Here is a 19,181-nt window from a genome sequence, read left to right as displayed (position 1 = left end):
CCGCATCTCCCTGGAGAGCGTTCCCGGCCAAGGCACGACCATCTCCGTGCGCATCCCCCTGACCCTGGCCATCATCGACGGTTTGCAAGTTCAGGTCGAGAACAGCTATTTCATCATGCCCCTGTCCGCCGTGGAAGAATGCGTGGAGCTCATCCGCAAGGACAAGGACCGCGCCGATCTGATCAACCTGCGCGGCCAGATGGTGCCTTACGTCAGCCTGCGCGCCGGTTTCGAGATTCCGGGGCAGACCCCGGAGATCGAGCAGGTCGTGGTCTGCAACTCGCAGGGACGGCGCGTCGGCATCGTCGTGGACAGGGTCATCGGCGAGCACCAGACCGTCATCAAGAGTCTGGGCAAGGTCTATCAGGACATACGCGGAATTTCCGGAGCCACCATCAAGGGCGACGGCAGCATGGCGCTCATCCTCGACATCGCGGCGCTTGTCGCGGCCAGCTCGACGCCGCTCGTATCACGCGTCCGGGTGTAGCGGCAGGGAGATGACAAACTTGGTTCCCCGGCCTTCGCGCGAAGAGGCGGTGAGGTGTCCGTGGTGGTTGTTGGTAATGATGAAGTACGACACCGAAAGCCCGAGCCCGGTTCCTTCGCCGATCTTCTTGGTCGTGTAGAACGGCTCGAATACACGGGAGAGATCGTCCTTGGGGATGCCCGGCCCGTTGTCTTCCACCTCGATCACGGCCCAATCCCGCATTTTTTTCGTGCGTACGGTCAGTGTCGGATTTTCCATCCCGGATCGGGCCATGGCCTGCGCGGCATTGCGTACGAGATTCAAGAGCACCTGTTCGATTTCCGTGCCGACGCAGGGCACCAGCGGCAAATCGGGATCATACTCCCTGACGATATTCAATCTTCTGAAATCATAATGCTTTTTTAAATCAAAATCCTTGCCCGCCAACTCAAAGGCCTTGGAGGCAATGGCGCTCAGATCATTGGAGGAAAACGTCCGCTCGCTGTTACGGCTAAAGGAAAGCATGTTCGACACGATAGCCGCAGCGCGCTCACCCGCATCGCGGATCCCCTGCAGATAGCGGAAGATGTTGCGTTCTTCGAGAAACATGCCCAGGCGGTGCAAGTCCAATTCGTGTCTCTTGGCAACTTCGATGTTGGGCTCCAACAACGGGTCGAGCCTGCGCGTGACATTTTGCACGCCCTGCACAATGATACCCAAAGGATTGTTGATTTCATGCGCCATCCCCGCCGCCAATCCGCCGAGGGACTGCATTTTCTCCGTCTGGATCATGAGTTGCTGCATGCGTTTCATTTCGCGCAGATCGCGTATCACGGCAAAAACGAGTGACCGGCCATTGATACCTATGACTTGGCATGAAAGCAGGCAGCGAATCTCTTCGCCGTCTTTCCCATGGCCGGTTAATTCAAAGTCCCTGATTATCTGGCTCTCATGCATCAGCTCATACAGTCGATCTCTCAAGGCGGGCGTCTTATACAGCCCCAGTTCAAGGGTCGTCTTGCCCAGCACTTCCTCCCGGGAAAATCCGAACAGGACGACAAAGGCGTCGTTGACGTCCTGAATGCGCTGCGTATCCAGTCCGAAAAGCACGATGGCGTCCGGGGACAGGCGAAATATACTCGCAAACTTTTCCTCGGACTGCCGCAGGCTGTCTTCGGCGGCCTTGCGGGTGGTGATGTCTTCTATGGTGCCGTCGAGGTAGGCGGGACGACCTGAATCGTCGAATTGCAGGGATGCGTTGATCACGGCGTAAAAAGGCGATCCATCCTTGCGTTTGAATTCGATATCCCTGCGTATTCCGTCTGGTGAGACGAGCAGGGATTCAAGCATGTCGCGACGCGTGTGGGGATGGGGATAAATGCCTGTGTCCAGGCTCTCCACCGAGGACCGGAGTTCATCCCGGTCCCGGTACCCCAACATGCGCGCAAGGGTCGGATTGGCCTCCAGAAAACGCCCGGCATAGCTGGTGCGAAAAATCCCAATGGGAGCGTTGTTGAAGATGGCCCGATACTTCTCCTCACTCTGCATCAAGGCCTTCTCGGTGCGTTTGGCTTCGGAAACGTCCTGAATGATGCCAAGCACCCTCCTTGGCGAATCGGGTGTCCTGGCGAACATTTGCCCATATTCGAAAACATCGGCGTACGAACCATCTTCGCGCCGCAGGCGGTACTCGATGATGTACCTCTTCCTTTGCGACAACGCCTCTTCGAAAAGAGCCGTCGCCCTGTCCGCGTCCTCCGGGTGAAGCAGTTCCATCCAGACGTCGAGCCCCCCCCGCATCTCCTGCGGGTCGTACCCCAACACGTCCAGCATACTCCCGCTCCAGGTCAGAACGTCATTATCCACGTCATATTCATAGAAGGTGAGTTTGGCTGCGGCAGTGGTCAGATCGAACTTCTGCCGCCAGCGCTTGACGTTCTGCTCCGCTTCTTTGAGCGAGGTGACATCCACGGCCGTGGACAAAACGCTCGTCAGCCCACCAAGGGAAACCAGCGATGCGGAAAACAGCACATAGCCCACCCCGCCGTCAGGCTTGGAAATCTTCGTTTCCATGTTGCTGAAAGTCCCATCGCGCTCAAGCATCTGAATAAAACGCAACCTTTCATCATTGTCGACCGCAGCAAGATCCTGCACCGAACGGGCGAGCGCCTCTTCACGCGAAATGCCCCATCGGGACAAAAAAGCTTTATTGGCATCCAAATACGTACCGTCGAGCGCGTTGAACGCAATGGAATACGGTGAATTATCGAAAATGGCTTGGAACTTCTCTTCGAATTCACGTTTTTCACAAGCCAGCGTCTCGATCTTCTTGTGGGCGGAACGCAATTCGCGAGCGCGTGTTTCCAAGGAAGTCCTGGTTGATCGAAGGCGGGCAAGGACAATGAGCAACGCGCCAAACAGAAACGAGATCGCGCCAAATGTCAGCAGGAGAGCAAGGAAGGCAGGTAGACCGGCGTCAAAATGCAGTGCGGACGGAAATGCCGTGTTCATCACGTTCAAAAGAGCATCCTCCAATCTCAAAACATGATTGGAGTTTCAAACTAAAATAGGTGACGGCCGACAGGTTGCGGTTCATTCCGCCAGCGCCGACAAAGCAGGTGTCATGTTTTGAGATACTTGCACATACACAAAGATTACAACGACGAAAAGCGTTTGGCGATGCCAAGAGAAGGAAGGCAGACGCCTCAATCCCGAAATCGCGCCGCGCTTTCGCCCATGCGCGAGAGGATCTTCTGCAGGGCCACGCGGGACAGGCCCGAGACGCGGGCCGCTTCGGACACGTTGCCTTTGGTCTGGGCCAGAAGCTCGTTTACGTAGGAATGGGTGAATGCCGTCACGGCATCGGCCTTGGCGTTCTTGTAGGGTTCCAGCGCGGCGTCGCCTCCGTTCTGGCTCTTGCTCATGGGTACGGGCAGACAGCCGCCCTGCTGCACCATGCGCAGCAGATTCATGTCCACCCGCTCCGTGGTGGCGAAAACGGTCAGACGGCGTACGAAATTCTGCAACTCACGTACGTTGCCAGGCCAGGGGTGGGTGGCCATCCAGTGCATGACCTCCGGATCGACCTGTTTTTCGGCCAGCCCCATCTCGCGGCAGGCCGCCCGGAAGAAGTGTCCGGCCAAAAGCGGAATGTCCTCGGCCCGCTCGCGCAGGGGCGGCAGGGTTATGGTCAGCACGTTCAACCGGTAATACAGGTCCTCGCGAAAGGTCTTGGCCTGCATGGCGGCTTCAAGGTTTTGATTTGTGGAGGCGACCACGCGCACATCCACGCGTGAGGATCTGTTCGATCCAACTGGCCGAACCTCCCCGTCCTGCATGACCCGCAGCAGCTTGGTCTGGACCGCCGGGGAAATGTCCCCGATTTCGTCCAGATGGATGGTTCCCTTGTCGGCGGCGGCGAAGAGCCCCTTGTGGTCGCGGTCGGCCCCGGTAAAGGCGCCCTTGACGTGGCCGAAAAGTTCGCTTTCGAGCAGATTCTCGGGAATGGAAGGACAGTTCACCGCCAGAAACGGCCGGGAAGCCCGTACGCCCAGATGGTGCACCATGCGGGCCACCAACTCCTTGCCGGTGCCTGATTCGCCCCGAACCAGCACCGTGTATTCGGACTGGGCCACGGCCGCAATGGTGCGCTTGAGCTGCCGCATGGCCGCGCCTTCACCGACCAGCTCGCCGCCGCATTCCTTGTTGGCCAGAATCTTGCGCAGGCGATTGTTTTCCTCCAACAACCGGCTTCGCTCCAGCCCCTTCTCCACCACCCGAAAAAGCTGCTCCGGCTCGATGGGTTTGGTCAGGAAATCATAGGCTCCGGCCCGCAGGGCCTCCACCGCCGTTTCGATGGTCCCGTAGGCGGTGAGCACGACCATGCTCAGATCCGGCAGCAGGCCAAGGGCCTGGGACAGAAGCTGCAATCCGGTCATCTCGGGCATGCGCAAATCCGTGATCATGAGCTGGGCGGGCTTTGCCGAAAGGGTCCGCAGGGCTTCGGCCGCGCTATGCACGGCTTCCACTTCAAGGCCGGGAAACTGTCCGCAGACAAGCCTGGCCAGACCGCGCGCGAAGTCCACCTCGTCGTCGACAATGACGACCCGACCTCCGATGACTACACTGGGTGCTCCCATGACTTCCATGCTCAATCCTTCCTCTGGTGCGCAGTATCCGATTCCAGGTCATCGTTTCCGGACGGCAGGAGCACGACAAAGCGCCCGCCGCCGAGGGCTGAATGCTCGACAAAGACCTCTCCGCCCACGTCCCTGACCATGCCGTAGACCACGGCCAGACCCAGTCCGGTCCCCGCGCCAATGGCCTTGGTCGAATAAAAGGGATCGAAAATATGCGGAACATCCGCCGCCGCGACACCCGGCCCGTTGTCCTCCACCACGATGACCACCCGTCCATCCTTGGGAGCGACCCGGACAACGATCACACCATCATCCTCCCCGACCGCGTCGAGGGCGTTGATGACCAGGTTGCTGATCACCTGCTCCAGTTCGCCGATCCCCATGCGCACGGACAGAGGCTCCCTGGGATGTTCCACGGTCAAGTGCGCCCGCTTCTTGGCGGCCTGCACGGAAAAAACTTCGGACACGGAAACGGCGACGGCGCAGGCGTCCGCCGTCCCCGATCCGGCAGCCTTGGGGCGGGCAAAATTGAGCAGCTCCTGCAAGACCCGCTGCGCCTGTCTGGTGTGACGCTCGATTATGTTCAGGTCCGAGGCCTGCTGCGGATCGGAGATCGTCTGGCGCAACAGTCCGGCATAACAGAGTATGACCCCGAGCGGATTGTTGATCTCATGCGCCAGCCCCGCCGTGAGCTTGCCCACGGTGGCCATCTTCTCCGAATGCCAGACCTGAGAACGCATGCGCTTCTCCATGGTGGTCTCGCGCACATAGACGACCACCCGGTCCGTCTGCCCGTCGGAACTGCGCACCGGGTACATCGAAAGTGAAAACGATCTGCCGCCGGGCAGCTCGACTTCGCGCAGATCCGGTGTGCCGCCGCGAATGGCGTCAACCATCGGACAATGATCGGACAACGGATGGAAAAAGATGGACAGCATGTTGCCGTCCGTGCGCTCGCCGTCCGTCAATTCCGAGGTCAGTTGGCGGGCGGCCTGGTTCACGGTCAGCACGGCGCAGTTCGAGTCCATGAGCGCCAGCGGATCGGTGATGCCCTCGACGATGGTTTCAAGCACGTTCATCTGCCGCAGCAGACTGTCGATGGCAGTCAGGTTCTCCGCTGCCGTGCCGAGCTGACGGCCGAGCGCCGTGAGTACCCGTTGATCGTGCTTCGAAGCCTCGGCCTCGGTGTCCCAGTAGAGGCAGAGGATGCCCTCGGCATTTCCGGAACTCGACTCCACCGGCACGAAAATCCTGGAGCCCGATTGCAGGCAGGCGCTGCCGGTCAGCACCTCCACCATGTTCTCGGGCAACTCGGGCACAACGGACGACTCGGGCCAAACATAGTAGTTCCTGGAGACCATGGTGCACACATAGGCGATGCTGCGCGCCCCGAAGCGCTTGCAGATCTCGGGCAGGGCCAGGCTCCAGAGTTCCGAACGCGACCCGCTGCGGCGCATGTCCTCCAGCAGACGCACAAAGAGATGCACGTCCTCCTGCCGGGCTTCGGCCTCATGCGAGAGGGCCTCGGTGCGCTCATCGACCATCTTGCGCAGATTTTCCGCATAATCCTGGAGCTGGTGGCGGACCTCGAAGAGATGATTGCCCATCTGCTCCATACCTTCGACCAGTTCCTCGATCTCGTCGCCCTGCTCTAGCTTGTGCAGGAGCTCGGAGCCTTCCGCATCGACCACGTTGCGTCTGAAAACGCTGTTGAGCCGTTTCAAATTGTTGACCACCAGGACGCGGAACAGAAAATTTGTCGCGGAAAAAAACAGCAACGCGCCGAAAGCGAAAAAGGCGAAGTAGGTCAGGATGGTCTGCTGCACGCGCCCCACGCTGCTCTGCACGGAGATGCCCACGAAATCGACCCCGGCGATGGAGTTCTCCTCCTTGCCGAACCCCCGGCCCCCGTAAAGGGACAACAGCTCAGGCGGAGCTTCCTCGGGCCTGCCGTGACAATACATGCACCCTTCCTCGAAACGCACGGCACGGACTTTCAGAAAATATTTTTCCCCGTCCATGGTCTTGTACCCCTGCCACAACTCCTGTTCGGGGTTGGCCCTGAAATAGCGGATCAGTTCCCGTTCATGCGTGTTGGCCTCGTAGGCGGGGTTGCGTGCGTCGATGGCCACGCGGCGATATATGGTGCCGCCGCGATCGTCGTTGATCGGCGCCATGATGGTCCGGGAGATGTAGGATGAGGACATGGCCTCGATGACGAACGAAGCGGGCAGGCGCTCGTACATGGCCGGGCGCAGGATGTCGCGCACGTAGTGCTGGATGGAGTCCACATGGGTGAAGATGAGCAGGGCCTTGTCCCGCACCTCCTCCTCAAGGACATTTTTCATGTGTAGATAAAAGCCGACGGAAAAGACGATGCCCAAAACAATGGAGGCGACCAAAAGCCCGGAAACAAATTTGGTCTGTATCTTTGATGGTTTGAGAAGGTGCATGGGCTCGCCTGAAATAGATGCTTCCCGTGGCGATGGAAACGTGTGTGAAGTGTATGAAGATGCGTCCGCTCAGAAAGTCGGCGAGACCGGACCAAAAAGGCCACCAAAGGCTTCAATAGTGCTCTGCAGTCCTCCAATCAAGACCTGAAAACGAGCGGCTGCTCCTGATCTGAAATTTGCCCCCTCACGGGAAGGCCTCTCGATTATTTTTCTTCCAGGGCAAAACGCAGGTAATCCTCTCCTTCCTTCACCTGTGCAACATCCGTGTAGTAATAACGGGTCGGATCGATGCCGTTATCGTCCAGATATGAGGACATGCGGCTCAGGACACCAAAGGAGTCGGTCAAAAAAGGCAGGAACAGGTAGACGAAGGCCAGGGCGGTGCCCATGGTCAGAACGAAATTCTTCAATCTTACAGACAAGCTTTTTTCAGTCATGACGTTGCGTCCTTAAAAGCCGGGAGGGAGTTCCTCCCGGCTGTTTTTCGAGACAATTTAGATCTTGGCCGTGATTTCGGGGAAGACCACGTAGAACATGATGTAGGCCATCGTCAGAGTCAAGACAAGATTGAGACTCTGGCCGCAGACATACAGGATGAGCGGCTTGCCGCCCTTGAAGTACTTGGCCAGTTCACGGAAGTTGGTAGACAGGCCGATGGCGGCAAAAGACAGGGCGAAGAACCAGCCGCGCAGAAGCCTGGTGCCGCCGCGGACGATGCCCTGATCCACGACCGCGTCGCCAAGATCCTTACCCATGCCCTGATCCAGGATGGAGAAGATGATGGACGCGGCGATGAAGCCAAGCACGAACTTGGGAAAACGATGCCAGATCTCTCCTGCGCCAACGGTCTTGCCAGCCACGCGGTCAACCTTCGTGCACCAGTACACGGCGATGCAGAACGCGGTAACACCGATCATGACGTTCTGGATCATCTTGATGGTCGCGGCCACGTACATGGCTTTCTGACCCAGGAACGCGCCGGCCGCTGCCACCGCGCCGGTGGAGTCGATGGTGCCGCCCATCCAGGCGCCGCCCAGAATCTCCGGAATGCCGACAGCCTTGATGAAGGCGGGCATGGCGATCATCATGATGGCGGTGAAGACCAGGGACAGACCGATGGACAGGGTCAACTCTTCCTTCTTGGCCCGGCAGGCCGCCGCTGCGGCGATGGCGGCGGAGGTACCGCACACGGACATGTCGGCGGAGATGACGACGTTGAGTGTCTTGGAAGGCATCTTCAGCACTTTCTGGCCAAAGATATAAGTCAGCACAAGGACAACGGGAGTGACCACCCAGGCCACGAAAATGCCGGGAGTGCCGATGGCCACGATCTTGTTGAAGAGCACTTCCGCGCCCAGGAGCACAAGACCGGTCTTGATGAAGAATTCGACCTCACAGGCCGGAAGGACCCATTTGGGAGTACCCACGGTGTTGGCTATGACCATGCCCAGGAGCACGCCCCAGGCTTCGGCGCCAAATCCGTACTGCTTGGAAATGGCCTGCCCGCCGAGAATGTACGCCAGGACGGCGACCAGGAAGACCATCACGAAACCCTGCAGGAACGCAGGCGCGCTCTTGCCCATCATGGCAATGCCGGCACCGAAAATAAGCGCGATGAATATGCACAGGCCGATAAGAGTCGGGATGTAGTTGTAGGGCTTGTTTCCGACCTTCTTCTTGGCATCCCCGACGGCCTTTTGTGCGTCGCGCCACTCGGAAATCTTGGCTGTGGCCTCGTCATTGAGCGCCTGGTTCTGGAAGGATGCGCCGGCCGCAGCCTCTTCCGCGGCCACGGCAGCGGCGAGTGCCACTTCAAGCTTGCCCTTGGCCTCTTCGTATTTAGGCATGCCCTTTTCGTTCAGAGCCTGGGCCTGGGATTCGGAGCGGATCAAGGAGTCCATGGGGTTGGTCTTCCAGGAACCGGGCGTCTTGGTCCAGTGGGATGCGAACTTGCCGAAAGCGGAGCTGGAGCCCTTGAGCTTCTTGGCGTCCTGAGCATTGTGCCAGGCGATGGTCTTGAACGGAGCCTTGGCAAGTTCCGCTTCCTGAATCTGGTTGGCGGTGGCGATCTTCTCGGCAAACTCAGCCTTGGGACCAAAAGTCGTGTACGCAAGGACGCAAACGGAAATAATGATAAAACCGAGCCAGATGGCAAGGAAGTCCTCTTTCTTCCACAAATCCGACCACTGGCTTTTCCCGTGGTCGATGACGACGCTGCTGCTTTCTTCTGACATGTTTCTTTCTTCCTCCTCGATAATTTGAAGCGTAATTCTCGCCAGTTATTTTGACGACCAAGGCAAAGCAAAAGCCCTGCCATGTCTGCAAGAAAAATAAGACATCATGATTTCAGCATGTTACAATTTCATACTTAAAAAAAAGCGCAAAGTACGATTTGCACTGCAAACACAAGTTAGCACCACAAAATTCAAGACCTGTATTCTCTTGCCGTTTAAAATTTCGCAAAAGGATAAAAAAAGGCGTGGTCGTTCGAGAAGAACGCCACGCCTTTTCAAGGCAGCGGGGAAAGAAAAAAACTACTTATCGATGTCGAGCTCGCGCTTCTTGGAGTAGATGAAGCGCACCAGCTGGTACTCGAAGGGGCTTCCTGTCTCGTAATAGCGAAACTTGACCTGATGACGCGCATCGACAGCCTTGACCCCGTAAACGCCGGTGGACACCGACTCGCGTGCAATCCAGCTCATGTCTTGGAAGAGGCCGTACGATGGGTTTATGGTCATGGCCGCATCCACGAACACGCCTCCCGTGTCACGCACTCCGGAAGGCCCGAACACGGGCAGCACCAGATACGGACCGGGGGGCACGCCCCAGAAGCCCAGGGTCTGCCCGAAATCCTCGTTTTCCTGCGGGATGCCGCCATTTCCGAGCACATCGATGATGCCGCCGAGGCCGATGGTCGTGTTGAAGACAAAGCGGCCCAAAGAGACCGAAGCCTTTTTGGCCTTGCCTTGCAGGACGGAGTTCACGAAAATCGGTATTTCTTTCAGATTGTTGAAAACATTCGAAACACCCTGCTGAACGCTGTCGGGCAGAATTGCTTCGTAGGTTCTGACCACCGGCAGATAGACATAGCGATCAAGCTGGGCATTGAAATGGTACATGTTACGGTTGAACCCCTCCCAGGGGTCATGCACCAAAAAATGCCGCTCCAGAGTGGGGTCCTCCGGCAGGCCGCGATGAACGGGGGCCTCAAAGGGCCCGGGCTGATGCTGTCCGTTGGTGGCGCATCCGGCGGAGACGAAGAGGATGAGGCAGAGAAGAAATATGCGCATGGTTTGTCTCACTTGCGGAAAAAATCGAGCATGGCCGCGACGTTGTCTCGATAACGAATATTGCCGCAGTGCCCCCCTGCCGGATAGAGCGTCAGGCGGCCGTTGAACGTGCGTTTCAGAAAATCGAGGTTGTCGGGGGTCAAAATGGGGTCGTCGGCATTGGTCATGACCGCGATGCTTGTGGACTCGCGCAGAAAAGGGGCGATGGATTCAAGGCTGCTGGCCACCACGGCCCGTTCCCGGGTCATGGCCGGGTCCGTGAAGGCCAGGAAAGGCAAAAGATACTCATCCACATAATCCTCGAAACTCACGCCCACGGCCGCGTCCAGATAAGGCGACAGGGACTCGTTCTTCTCGATGACGTGCCCTCTCGGGGAGATGTATCCCGCTCCCGTGCACACGTCGCTGGTAAAGACCATGGACGCAAGGGAGACACGAAAGGCAACGCCGATGAGGATCTTGAGCTCCTTTTCGGAAATGGAACGGCTCCCGTGCAGTGCAAAAAGAAATTCGTCGCCGAAATTGACCTCGTCGCTACCGCGATAGGCCGCCGAAAGATCGGAGACCAGATCGGCCACGACCCTTGCGGCCTCGGTCCGGTCGACCACGTTGTCGGAGAGCAAGTGGTCGAGGATGGTCGCAGAGGTCAGCAGGCTGACCGCTGGATTGAGGAGCATCACCCTGTCGAATCCGAAACGCTTTTCGCGCGTATCCAGCTCCGCCAGAAAAGCGGACTGAGTTCCGCCAAGGCTGTAACCGGTCAGGTTGTAGGAGGATATCCTGTCGCGGCCAATTTCGTTCACGATGGCGTCCATGCTCTGGTACAGGTCAGCAACGTCCTGGGGAATGAACCCCGGAACCTGGGTCGTGGAGGCGCTGACCACGAAGTTCGGATACGTCGGCGATGACAGGCTGACCACATGGTACCCGGCCCGGTGAAAGACCGCCTGCAGGAAGCGGCAGTTGGCCGAGTCGTAGGAAGAGCCTGTCCCGGCAATGATGAACAGCAGCGGCGCCACGTTGCGTTGCAGGGCAACGGAGTACTGCAACGTGTCGTCATACCAGAGGATTTCGGGCACCGGCCGCTCATGCAGCAGGAGCTCTCTTGCGCGCACCGTGCCCAACTCACTCAACGGATTGAGGTCGCGCAACTTGGCGGGACGGATGGAGTCCAGCGGAAACTCGTCACGCGGCAGAGTGCCGAGGACGGTGGCCTCGTAAGGATTCTTGAACGGATATTCATAGGCACTGGCCGGCGCGAAGGTGGCCAGAACGAAAAAGCATAATAGCAGGGCGCGATGCATGCGCAATCCTCCACGGTGATGTATCCGGGATCACTAGCCAGTTGAAGGTGTGAGCGCAAGCTTTTGCACCATAAATGAAAAGAGCGCCCGCAGGCGCCCTCTTGCAAATCATGTACGGGTACGGGATCAACGCTCGTCGAAATACAGTTTGTGTTTTATGTTCACCCCTTGGGCGATGAACACCACTGATTCGGCAATATTGGTGGCCAGATCGCCGATGCGCTCGAGACGGCGGATGAGAATGATGGTGTGTACGGAACGCTCGATGGCCGGAGTCTCGTGGATCATGTATTCAATGACCTGGCGCATGTTCTTGTGGTTCAGCACGTCAACCTCGTTGTCCAGATGGCAGACCTGCAGGGCCGCCTCCACGTTGTTGGAGGAGAACGCCTGGGCCGCGTGCCGCAGCATGGCCAGGGCCTTAGTGCCCATCTCCAGCACGTCCTGGTGAAAAGGCAACGGCGGCCGCGAACTGAGCATGATGGACCGCTCGGCGATGTTCACGGCTTCGTCGGCGATGCGCTCGAGATCGACGCTGATGCGCATGCACCCGAGGATGAAGCGCAGGTCTCCGGCCACGGGCTGCTCCAGGGCCAACAGCTTGAGCGCCAGCTCGTCGATCTCCACCTCCAGACGATTTACTTCCACGTCCCCGTCCTGAACCTCTTCGGCCAGATACAGATCCTTGTTCACATAGGCCTGGATGGACTTCTGGACGGCGTCCTCGGTCAGGGAGACCATCTTCAGCACCTTGAGCTTCAGCGTTTCGATTTCTTCATGCAAATGCGTATACATCTTTCACTTCCTTTAAAAATTTGTCGAACCATTCAGGAGAGCAGAGGCATCAGCCGAAACGGCCTGTGATATAGTCCTCGGTCTGCTTGTTCTCAGGGCGGGTGAACAGCTTGTCCGTGGGACCGACCTCGATGAGCTTGCCCATATAGAAAAATGCGGTCCGATCGGAGACGCGGGCGGCCTGCTGCATGGAATGCGTGACAATGACGATGGTGAATTTGTTCTTGAGCTCGTGGATGAGCTCCTCGATCTTCTGGGTGGCTATGGGGTCAAGCGCGGAAGCGGGCTCGTCCATGAGCAGGACTTCGGGCTCCACGGCCATGGCCCGGGCGATGCACAGGCGCTGTTGCTGCCCGCCCGAAAGGCTGAGACCCGACTGGTCCATGCGATCCTTGACCTCGTCCCACAGGGCGGCGAGCTTGAGGCTCTCCTCGACCCGCGCATCGATGAACTCGCGGTCCTTGACGCCGTTGACCCGCAGCCCATAGGCCACGTTCTCGTAGATGCTCTTGGGAAAGGGATTGGGCTTCTGGAAGACCATGCCCACCCGGCGCCGGAGCACGACCACGTCATGGGAGTTGTCGTTCAGGTCCTGCCCGTCCATGGTCAGGGATCCTTCGATCCGGGTACCGGCTATAAGGTCGTTCATGCGGTTGATGCAACGTAGAAAAGTGGACTTGCCGCAACCCGAAGGCCCGATCAGGGCGGTTGCCTGATGCTGCAGCATATCGAAGCTGATATCCTGGAGCGCGTGAAAGTCCGAATAGTAGAAGTTGAGATTTCTCGATGAAATCTTGACCGTTTCTGTCATGTCTATTCCTCTGGGATCTGCCCGGCCAGGGGCAAGGTGATGATGAAGCGGGAGCCGATCCCGGTTTCGGGCACGGGGCTCTGCACCGTGATCCGCCCTCCGTGATTGGCCATTATGTGCCTGCAGATGGCAAGGCCGAGGCCCGTGCCGCCGATAGAGCTGTTGCGGTCCTTTTCCACACGGTAGAACCGCTCGAAAATCCGGGCCTGATCCTCCACCGGAATGCCGGGCCCGTTGTCCTCGATGAAAACAACCAGCTCACGGCCGCTCGCATGCCCATGGACACGGATGACTGCCGTCTCGTCAGGTACATACTTGACGGCGTTTTCAAGGACATTGCGAAAAACCTGCACCAGCTGCTCGAAATTTGCCCGCACCGGGGGCGTTGAGGCACCCAGTTCGCTCACGAATTCGATGTCCTTGCTCAAGGGATGGCAGCTCTTCCAGGCCGAATACAGCGCCGAAGCAGGCTCCACCGTGACCAGGTCGGGGCGCTGCTTGCCATGCTCCAGGCGCGAAAGCTGGAGCAGCTCGTCGAGCATGGTGTTCATGTGGTTGGCGTTGCGCAGGATGACCTCCAGGAAGGAGCGCGTCTGCTCGGGATCGTATTTCTCGATGCCCACCAGGGTTTCGGCGTAGCCTTTGATCGATGTCAGGGGTGTACGCAACTCGTGCGACACGTTGGCCACGAAATCACGACGGATCTGTTCCACCCTCTTGATTTCGGTGATGTCGTGAAAAACCATGATCACGCCAAGCTCGGCGTCGCCCTTGATGGGCACGATGGATACGTCGAAGCTTCTGCCGCCCGCCAGGGAGACCACCACGCCGACCTGGGAAAAATCACCTTCCCGGCGCTTTTGAAGTGCCGCGTCGCAGGCATCCTGAAGATCCTGCAGCAAGGACAGTTCCATGGGCTTGCGCCCGGCGAAGGTCGAAAGGCCCGGAAAAATCTCCTGGGCGGCGTAGTTGCCGCGCAGAATCCGGCCGTGTCCGTCGAGGACGATCAGCCCGGCCTTCATTCCGTTGAGCACGGCCTCGGATTCCATCTTCTGCTTGACGATGGTCTGCATGTTGGACTCGATGCGTTCGACCATGTTGTTGAAGGCCTGCACCAGGGGCGTAAGCTCGGTGCTCGGCGAAAAGCGGATGCGCTTGCCCGGCTCGCCCTGGCCGATGTCGGCGGCGGCCTGGGCGACGCTCGCTATGGCGCGGCCAATCTGCCGTGAGGTCAGGGAGACGAGCCCGAAGGCCAGGATGACGCTGAACCCATAGACCCAGCCTGTCCGTCCATAAAGCCGGTCCAGGGTCTTGCGGATCTGGCTCTGGGGACGCGCGATGCGCACGACGCCCTCCGGCATGATCCCGCTGGCAGGGGTACGCATGGCCGCATAGAGCAGTTCCTGGTCCACGGTATCGCTGTAACGCAGGCTGAGGCCGATCTCTCCGGCAAGGGCCTGTGTCACTTCCGGCCGGCCCAAATGGTTCTCCAGTCTCTCGACCCGTTCCGCCGTCACGCCGGAATCGGTCAGCACCCGACCTTCAAGATCGATGAAGGTGACACGGATATCCATGCGCGCTGCAAGGTCGCGCAGGGCATCGTTGACCTCCGCAAAGGAGCCAAAAGAGCCATGGGAGAGCATCCACTCCACGGAGCGAAGGTCTCGCCGCGCGCTGTCGCGGGCCTCGCGCTCGCTGGTCTGCCCAAGATTCTGGTGCAGATAGTAGGCAGGCACGCCCAGCGCCAAAAACAAAATGACCCCGAAGGCCAGAAACAGCCGCAGCCGCAAGGAAATCGTCGTGGTGGTCATGAAGCGCCCTAGTCGACCTGATTTTCACGTTTCATGCGATAGCCGATGCCCCGGACGGTCTCCAGCCAGTCGGCATAGGGGCCGAGCTTCTTGCGCAGCCGACGCACATGGGTATCAACGGTGCGCGAATAGCCTTCGAATTCGTATCCCCAAGCATTGCTCAGGAGCTGCTCCCGGGAGAGCACCTTGCCCTCGTTGCGCACAAATTCACCGAAAAGATTGAATTCCGTGGGTGTCAGGTGCGCGTCCACCCCATCCACAAGCAGCGTGTACGCCTCGAAATCGGCAGCCAGGCCCTCGCGCTGCCAGTGCGCGACCTTGGGCAGGATGTTCACGTTGCGTCGCAGAACGGTCTTGATGCGCAGCATCAGTTCCCGGGGGCTGAAAGGCTTTATGACATAATCGTCCGCGCCGAGCTCGAAGCCGAGGATGCGGTCGACTTCGTCCCCCCGGGCGGTGAGCATTATGATAGGTATGTGAGCGCATTCCGGGCTGCCCTTGACGGCCTTGCACACGTCCGTACCGCTCATGCCGGGCAGCATCAGATCGAGGAGCACCAGATCCGGCCGTTCGGACTGGACCAGTTGCAGGCCCTTTTTTCCATCCCGGGCCACGAAGCAGTCGTACCCGCCCGACTTGAGATGAAAAGCCAAAAGGTTGGCGATATCCGGTTCGTCTTCGATGACGACAATCTTGTGAGCCATGTTTCCCCCTTGTTCACGAAAAGAGCCCCGCCACTTTCGACGCGCCGCTCCCTCGTACCCATGATGGGCTACAGGGAGCATGTGACAGCATTGTGACACCTGTATGAATTTCCTGTAACATTCCGCCGAAAGGGACTCAAATCCAATCGCCACGCACCTGTCACGGGCCTGTCGCCAAAATGTCGCATCCGCCGGACAAAGAGCTTCCCAGCTTTGATTCTGCCTGAAAACGACCCCGGTCCCATCCATCAGAGGAAATGATGTCCAACTCTCAAGACCAAACCATGCAGGCCACGACCAAGCCCATTTTCGAACTCAAAAATTCACAAAACCCTGGACCATTACCGCAGCCAGGGATTCAAGATTGCCGTGGACGATGTAGGAGCGGGCTACTCCAGATTGTCCACCGTCGTGAACGAACGCAAATCCGTGGAATCAGTGGCCAAGAACGCCCACGAAATGCTGGAAGCCTATGACGAGGCCATTGTCACCAGTGGCGGACAATTTCTGGGTGTGGTTACGGTGCAGAAGATGCTGACCACCCTGGCGCAGGTTCAGGTCGAGATGGCCAAGGGCACCAACCCGCTGACCGGCATCCCGGGCAACGTGGCGCTGGAGAAGGAAATCGAGACGAGGCTCAGGCGGGGCAAGCCCTTCTGCATGCTCTACGCGGACCTGGACAACTTCAAGGTCTACAATGACGTCTACGGCTTCAAGGACGGCGACCTCGTCATACTGCTGCTGGGGCGCATCATGACCTGGGCCATCTCCAGGCATGGGCACAGCGGAGACTTTCTGGCCCACATCGGCGGGGATGATTTCGTGGCCATGGTCAATCCGGAGAAGGCGGAACGCATCTGTCAGGCCGTCACCCGCTGCTTCAAAAGGCTCATCCTGAACTGCTACCATGCCCAGGATCGCGCCAGGGGCTGGATCATGGGCAAGGGCCGGGACGGCAGGGAGCAGCAGTTCCCGCTGGTTTCCGTGTCCATCGGCATCGTGGACTGCATGGCCCCGTGCAGCCTCCAGGCCCTGGGGGAAAAAGCGGCCCAGATCAAGGGATACGCCAAGACCCTGCCCGGCAACGTCTATGTTCGGGACCGGCGCGGCAACAAGGAATGCACCCAGGCGGCATGACCCGGACAGCCGCCCGGCTTCACGCGGGCGGCCTTTTCTCCACCACCAGCATGTTCCGCCATTTTCCCTGCCTGAAGCGCCACCACCCCACAAGCGAGAGCATGATCAAAAAAGTGCAGCTCACGGCCCAGAAATAATAGAGCCCGAAACCAAGCCACGCCCCAGCCAATAGCGGCGCGATCATGACCAGAAAGACCAGCGCCAGACGCGAGGTCATGACGAAAACCGTGTCCCCCGCCCCTTTGAGCGCCCCATAGACAATGAAGCTGACCCCGTCGAAGAACAGGTAAGCGACCACGATCATGAGCAGGATCCGGCCCATGCCGACCACCGAGGCAAAGGCGGCCGGGTCCATGTCGCGGGGCTGGAACAGATGCAGGACCGCTTCCGGGACGAAAAGAAAAACCGCCGACATGGCCGCCAGATAGGCGAAAGTCAGCACAAGGCTGGCCCGCACCACCATCGGCACGTCGTCGGGCTTGCCCGCGCCCATGGCCTGACCGACCAGGGTGCTGGTACCCATGGCGAAGCCGACCAGGGGCATGAAGGCCAGGGCGTTGATGTTCAGCGCGATGTTGGTTGCGGCCAGCTCCATGGTCCCGAGCCTGCCGACCACGAAGATGAAGACCGTGAAGGCGAAGATGTCGAGGAAGAATTCCATCCCGCTCGGCAGCCCGTAGCGCATGAGCCGCAGCCACAGCTCGGGCCGCAGTCGCCGGTCCGTGGCCAGACGGAACCGGGCGTTCTCCGGGCGGCGCATGGCTATCCAGAGAATGGCCGTGATCAAACCCCAGCTTATCACCGTGGCCAGGCCCGCGCCCAGGATACCCAGCTCCGGAAACGGCCCGACGCCGTTTATGAGACAATAGTCAAGGGGGATGTTCAGGAGCATCCCCGCCGAATTGGCGAGCATGACCACGCGCGTGCGCCCCTGGCCGGTGAAGAACCCGGCGAAAGCTCCGCCGGCCAGATGAATCCCCGCCCCCAGGCACAGCGTCCTGAAATATATGGATTCAAGGACCTGGATCTCTTTGGAATGGCCGCCAAAGGCGAAAATGCCCTCGGCCAGAAAGGCCAGCGCCCCCAGCACGACCGCGCCCAGAAGCGCCACATAGATGCCCTGCCAGACCGCCCTGCCGACCATCTCGGGACGCCCCTGGCCGGTGTACTGAGCCACGAACACGGACACGTAGCTCGTGGTACCCAGAAAAATGGTCATGGCCAAAAGGGCCATGATCCCGGCGGGCAGGGCCGCCGCGATGGCGTCGAGGGAATAGCGGGCCAGAAAGAGGCGGTCCGTGAACTCCATGATGGTGGTCGCCCCGAGGCTTACGACCAGGGGCATGGATATTTTGAAAATGCGTCGGTATATGATGGCCGTGGCCGGAGAGATGTGGATCATGACCCATGAGTGCCGCAAGTACGGCGGGCTGGCAAGATCGAAAACGGTGGGCAGCGGACGTGCCGCCCACGAAGTCACGCCTAATCAGGTTTCAATGCGGTCCTGATCACGGACGGCGGGTCTGACCATGCAACCCGCACAGCAGAAATCCCAGAATCGGCCTGCATTTTTCCGCGCAGGGCGCGAAAAACCGTCCGTGAGCACGGGTGGCGGAACGATTTTCACGGCCGACGTAGAATTCCGCAAGCCCCAGCGGGGTCAGTCCGTGCACGGCGGCGTGATGCAGCAGCTTGGGCGCGCAGCATTCCCCCGTGCCCGTGGGCATGGCCTTGCCCGTGAAGACCTCGGACAGGGCCCTGGTCCGGCCGCGAAAATTTGTCAGCCGGTACAGGCCGAAGATGCGTTCCATGAGGCTCCGGGACAATTCACGCCGCCGGGCCAGCATGTCCAGGCGGACCGAATCGTCCATCCCAAGGCCCTCTATGCGTAGGGTCAGCTCCTTGATGCGCGGCTCGTCATGTTCGATGGCGCGCTCAAACTCCGCCGGGTCAAGGATGGGCCCCACCCAGCCCGGCACCTCCCAGATTCCGTTGTACTGCCCGGAAAAAGCCTTGAGCACGCCACTGGCTCCGCTCTTGTCCACGTACGGAAGCACTCCGAACATCTGCCCCCGGGCAGGGCCGTAAAGGTACTCAAGGGACAGGCGCGGATCATCCCCGGCCTGTTCAAGCCCAATATTCCCGCATTGCTCAAGCCGCGCCATCAGCTCCCGGGCATACGGCAGGGCCGCCTCGGCGGGCAACACATGTTCGCAGCCGCAATCCCGGCAAAATCCGGCGCAATCAAGGGACGAGGGTTCCATGCCAAGC

General features: G+C 59.3%; 15 protein-coding genes. 2 read left to right on the top strand and 13 right to left on the bottom strand.

The window, feature by feature from the left end; genetic code table 11:
- Nucleotides 1-487 (top strand): chemotaxis protein CheW (locus BMZ40_RS14340; protein ID WP_177193191.1); only part of this gene is annotated, 487 nt, incomplete at its 5' end.
- On the opposite strand, the gene BMZ40_RS14335 is transcribed toward BMZ40_RS14340, so the two are convergent.
- The 11 genes from BMZ40_RS14335 to BMZ40_RS14285 all read right to left on the bottom strand — a co-directional run bounded on the left by BMZ40_RS14335 (nucleotide 470) and on the right by BMZ40_RS14285 (nucleotide 15,773).
- Nucleotides 470-2,833: a PAS domain-containing sensor histidine kinase gene (locus BMZ40_RS14335; RefSeq protein ID WP_177193190.1), complete on the bottom strand. Its 2,364-nt coding sequence runs from the start codon at nucleotides 2,831-2,833 to the stop codon at nucleotides 470-472. The genes BMZ40_RS14340 and BMZ40_RS14335 overlap by 18 nt on opposite strands.
- A gap of 338 nt (nucleotides 2,834-3,171) precedes the next feature.
- Complete coding sequence (locus tag BMZ40_RS14330) at nucleotides 3,172-4,614, bottom strand: sigma-54-dependent transcriptional regulator (RefSeq protein WP_177193189.1); 1,443 nt, start codon at nucleotides 4,612-4,614, stop codon at nucleotides 3,172-3,174.
- 2 nt (nucleotides 4,615-4,616) lie between these two features.
- Nucleotides 4,617-7,058 carry a c-type heme family protein gene (locus tag BMZ40_RS14325; protein WP_092377195.1) on the bottom strand — a complete coding sequence of 814 codons (2,442 nt, stop codon included), beginning with the start codon at nucleotides 7,056-7,058 and terminating at the stop codon, nucleotides 4,617-4,619.
- Between the two features lie 203 nt (nucleotides 7,059-7,261).
- Complete coding sequence (locus BMZ40_RS14320; RefSeq protein ID WP_092377193.1) at nucleotides 7,262-7,495, bottom strand: hypothetical protein; 234 nt, start codon at nucleotides 7,493-7,495, stop codon at nucleotides 7,262-7,264.
- A 57-nt stretch (nucleotides 7,496-7,552) separates the two neighbouring features.
- Entirely contained in the window at nucleotides 7,553-9,292 is a 1,740-nt protein-coding gene (locus BMZ40_RS14315; protein WP_092377190.1) for a YeiH family protein, read from the bottom strand.
- Nucleotides 9,293-9,592: 300 nt separating this feature from the next.
- Nucleotides 9,593-10,348 carry an MlaA family lipoprotein gene (locus BMZ40_RS14310; protein ID WP_092377187.1) on the bottom strand — a complete coding sequence of 252 codons (756 nt, stop codon included), beginning with the start codon at nucleotides 10,346-10,348 and terminating at the stop codon, nucleotides 9,593-9,595.
- 8 nt (nucleotides 10,349-10,356) lie between these two features.
- The gene (locus BMZ40_RS14305; protein ID WP_092377184.1) at nucleotides 10,357-11,652 is read right to left on the bottom strand and encodes a hypothetical protein; all 1,296 of its coding nucleotides are present in this window, start codon (nucleotides 11,650-11,652) and stop codon (nucleotides 10,357-10,359) included.
- 126 nt (nucleotides 11,653-11,778) lie between these two features.
- Nucleotides 11,779-12,447 (bottom strand): phosphate signaling complex protein PhoU, encoded by a 669-nt coding sequence (phoU, locus tag BMZ40_RS14300; RefSeq protein WP_092377181.1) that lies wholly within the window; start codon nucleotides 12,445-12,447, stop codon nucleotides 11,779-11,781.
- A gap of 49 nt (nucleotides 12,448-12,496) precedes the next feature.
- Nucleotides 12,497-13,258, bottom strand: a complete 762-nt coding sequence (pstB, locus tag BMZ40_RS14295; RefSeq protein WP_092377178.1) for a phosphate ABC transporter ATP-binding protein PstB — start codon at nucleotides 13,256-13,258, stop codon at nucleotides 12,497-12,499.
- A 2-nt stretch (nucleotides 13,259-13,260) separates the two neighbouring features.
- Nucleotides 13,261-15,069: an ATP-binding protein gene (locus tag BMZ40_RS14290; protein WP_092377175.1), complete on the bottom strand. Its 1,809-nt coding sequence runs from the start codon at nucleotides 15,067-15,069 to the stop codon at nucleotides 13,261-13,263.
- Nucleotides 15,070-15,077: 8 nt separating this feature from the next.
- The gene (locus BMZ40_RS14285) at nucleotides 15,078-15,773 is read right to left on the bottom strand and encodes a response regulator transcription factor (protein ID WP_092190795.1); all 696 of its coding nucleotides are present in this window, start codon (nucleotides 15,771-15,773) and stop codon (nucleotides 15,078-15,080) included.
- A 369-nt stretch (nucleotides 15,774-16,142) separates the two neighbouring features.
- Here BMZ40_RS14285 and BMZ40_RS14280 point away from each other — a divergent pair, with 369 nt between their 5' ends.
- Nucleotides 16,143-16,910 carry a GGDEF domain-containing protein gene (locus BMZ40_RS14280; protein WP_245751118.1) on the top strand — a complete coding sequence of 256 codons (768 nt, stop codon included), beginning with the start codon at nucleotides 16,143-16,145 and terminating at the stop codon, nucleotides 16,908-16,910.
- A gap of 19 nt (nucleotides 16,911-16,929) precedes the next feature.
- Here BMZ40_RS14280 and BMZ40_RS14275 read toward each other — a convergent pair whose 3' ends face one another.
- Together BMZ40_RS14275 and BMZ40_RS14270 are read right to left on the bottom strand one after the other, a co-directional pair.
- Nucleotides 16,930-18,312 carry an MATE family efflux transporter gene (locus tag BMZ40_RS14275; protein WP_092377172.1) on the bottom strand — a complete coding sequence of 461 codons (1,383 nt, stop codon included), beginning with the start codon at nucleotides 18,310-18,312 and terminating at the stop codon, nucleotides 16,930-16,932.
- A 106-nt stretch (nucleotides 18,313-18,418) separates the two neighbouring features.
- A complete protein-coding gene (locus BMZ40_RS14270) occupies nucleotides 18,419-19,174 on the bottom strand; it encodes a hypothetical protein (protein ID WP_092377169.1) in 756 nt (251 codons plus the stop codon).
- Between the last annotated feature and the right edge of the window lie 7 nt (nucleotides 19,175-19,181).

The organism is Desulfomicrobium apsheronum (genome assembly GCF_900114115.1).
In the GTDB taxonomy this organism is placed as follows: Bacteria; Desulfobacterota; Desulfovibrionia; order Desulfovibrionales; family Desulfomicrobiaceae; genus Desulfomicrobium; species Desulfomicrobium apsheronum.
Note: the sequence above shows the minus strand (reverse complement) of the source record. Positions and strands in the feature narration are given on the sequence as shown.

What these genes read in the sequence shown, in the direction of transcription:
- BMZ40_RS14290 (WP_092377175.1), bottom strand. Translation starts at nt 15,069, where the DNA reads ATGACCACCACGACGATTTCCTTGCGGCTGCGGCTGTTTCTGGCCTTC.
- BMZ40_RS14310 (WP_092377187.1), bottom strand. Translation starts at nt 10,348, where the DNA reads ATGCGCATATTTCTTCTCTGCCTCATCCTCTTCGTCTCCGCCGGATGC.
- BMZ40_RS14305 (WP_092377184.1), bottom strand. Translation starts at nt 11,652, where the DNA reads ATGCATCGCGCCCTGCTATTATGCTTTTTCGTTCTGGCCACCTTCGCG.
- BMZ40_RS14285 (WP_092190795.1), bottom strand. Translation starts at nt 15,773, where the DNA reads ATGGCTCACAAGATTGTCGTCATCGAAGACGAACCGGATATCGCCAAC.
- BMZ40_RS14330 (WP_177193189.1), bottom strand. Translation starts at nt 4,614, where the DNA reads ATGGAAGTCATGGGAGCACCCAGTGTAGTCATCGGAGGTCGGGTCGTC.
- BMZ40_RS14325 (WP_092377195.1), bottom strand. Translation starts at nt 7,058, where the DNA reads ATGCACCTTCTCAAACCATCAAAGATACAGACCAAATTTGTTTCCGGG.
- phoU (WP_092377181.1), bottom strand. Translation starts at nt 12,447, where the DNA reads ATGTATACGCATTTGCATGAAGAAATCGAAACGCTGAAGCTCAAGGTG.
- BMZ40_RS14315 (WP_092377190.1), bottom strand. Translation starts at nt 9,292, where the DNA reads ATGTCAGAAGAAAGCAGCAGCGTCGTCATCGACCACGGGAAAAGCCAG.
- BMZ40_RS14320 (WP_092377193.1), bottom strand. Translation starts at nt 7,495, where the DNA reads ATGACTGAAAAAAGCTTGTCTGTAAGATTGAAGAATTTCGTTCTGACC.
- BMZ40_RS14275 (WP_092377172.1), bottom strand. Translation starts at nt 18,312, where the DNA reads ATGATCCACATCTCTCCGGCCACGGCCATCATATACCGACGCATTTTC.
- pstB (WP_092377178.1), bottom strand. Translation starts at nt 13,258, where the DNA reads ATGACAGAAACGGTCAAGATTTCATCGAGAAATCTCAACTTCTACTAT.
- BMZ40_RS14270 (WP_092377169.1), bottom strand. Translation starts at nt 19,174, where the DNA reads ATGGAACCCTCGTCCCTTGATTGCGCCGGATTTTGCCGGGATTGCGGC.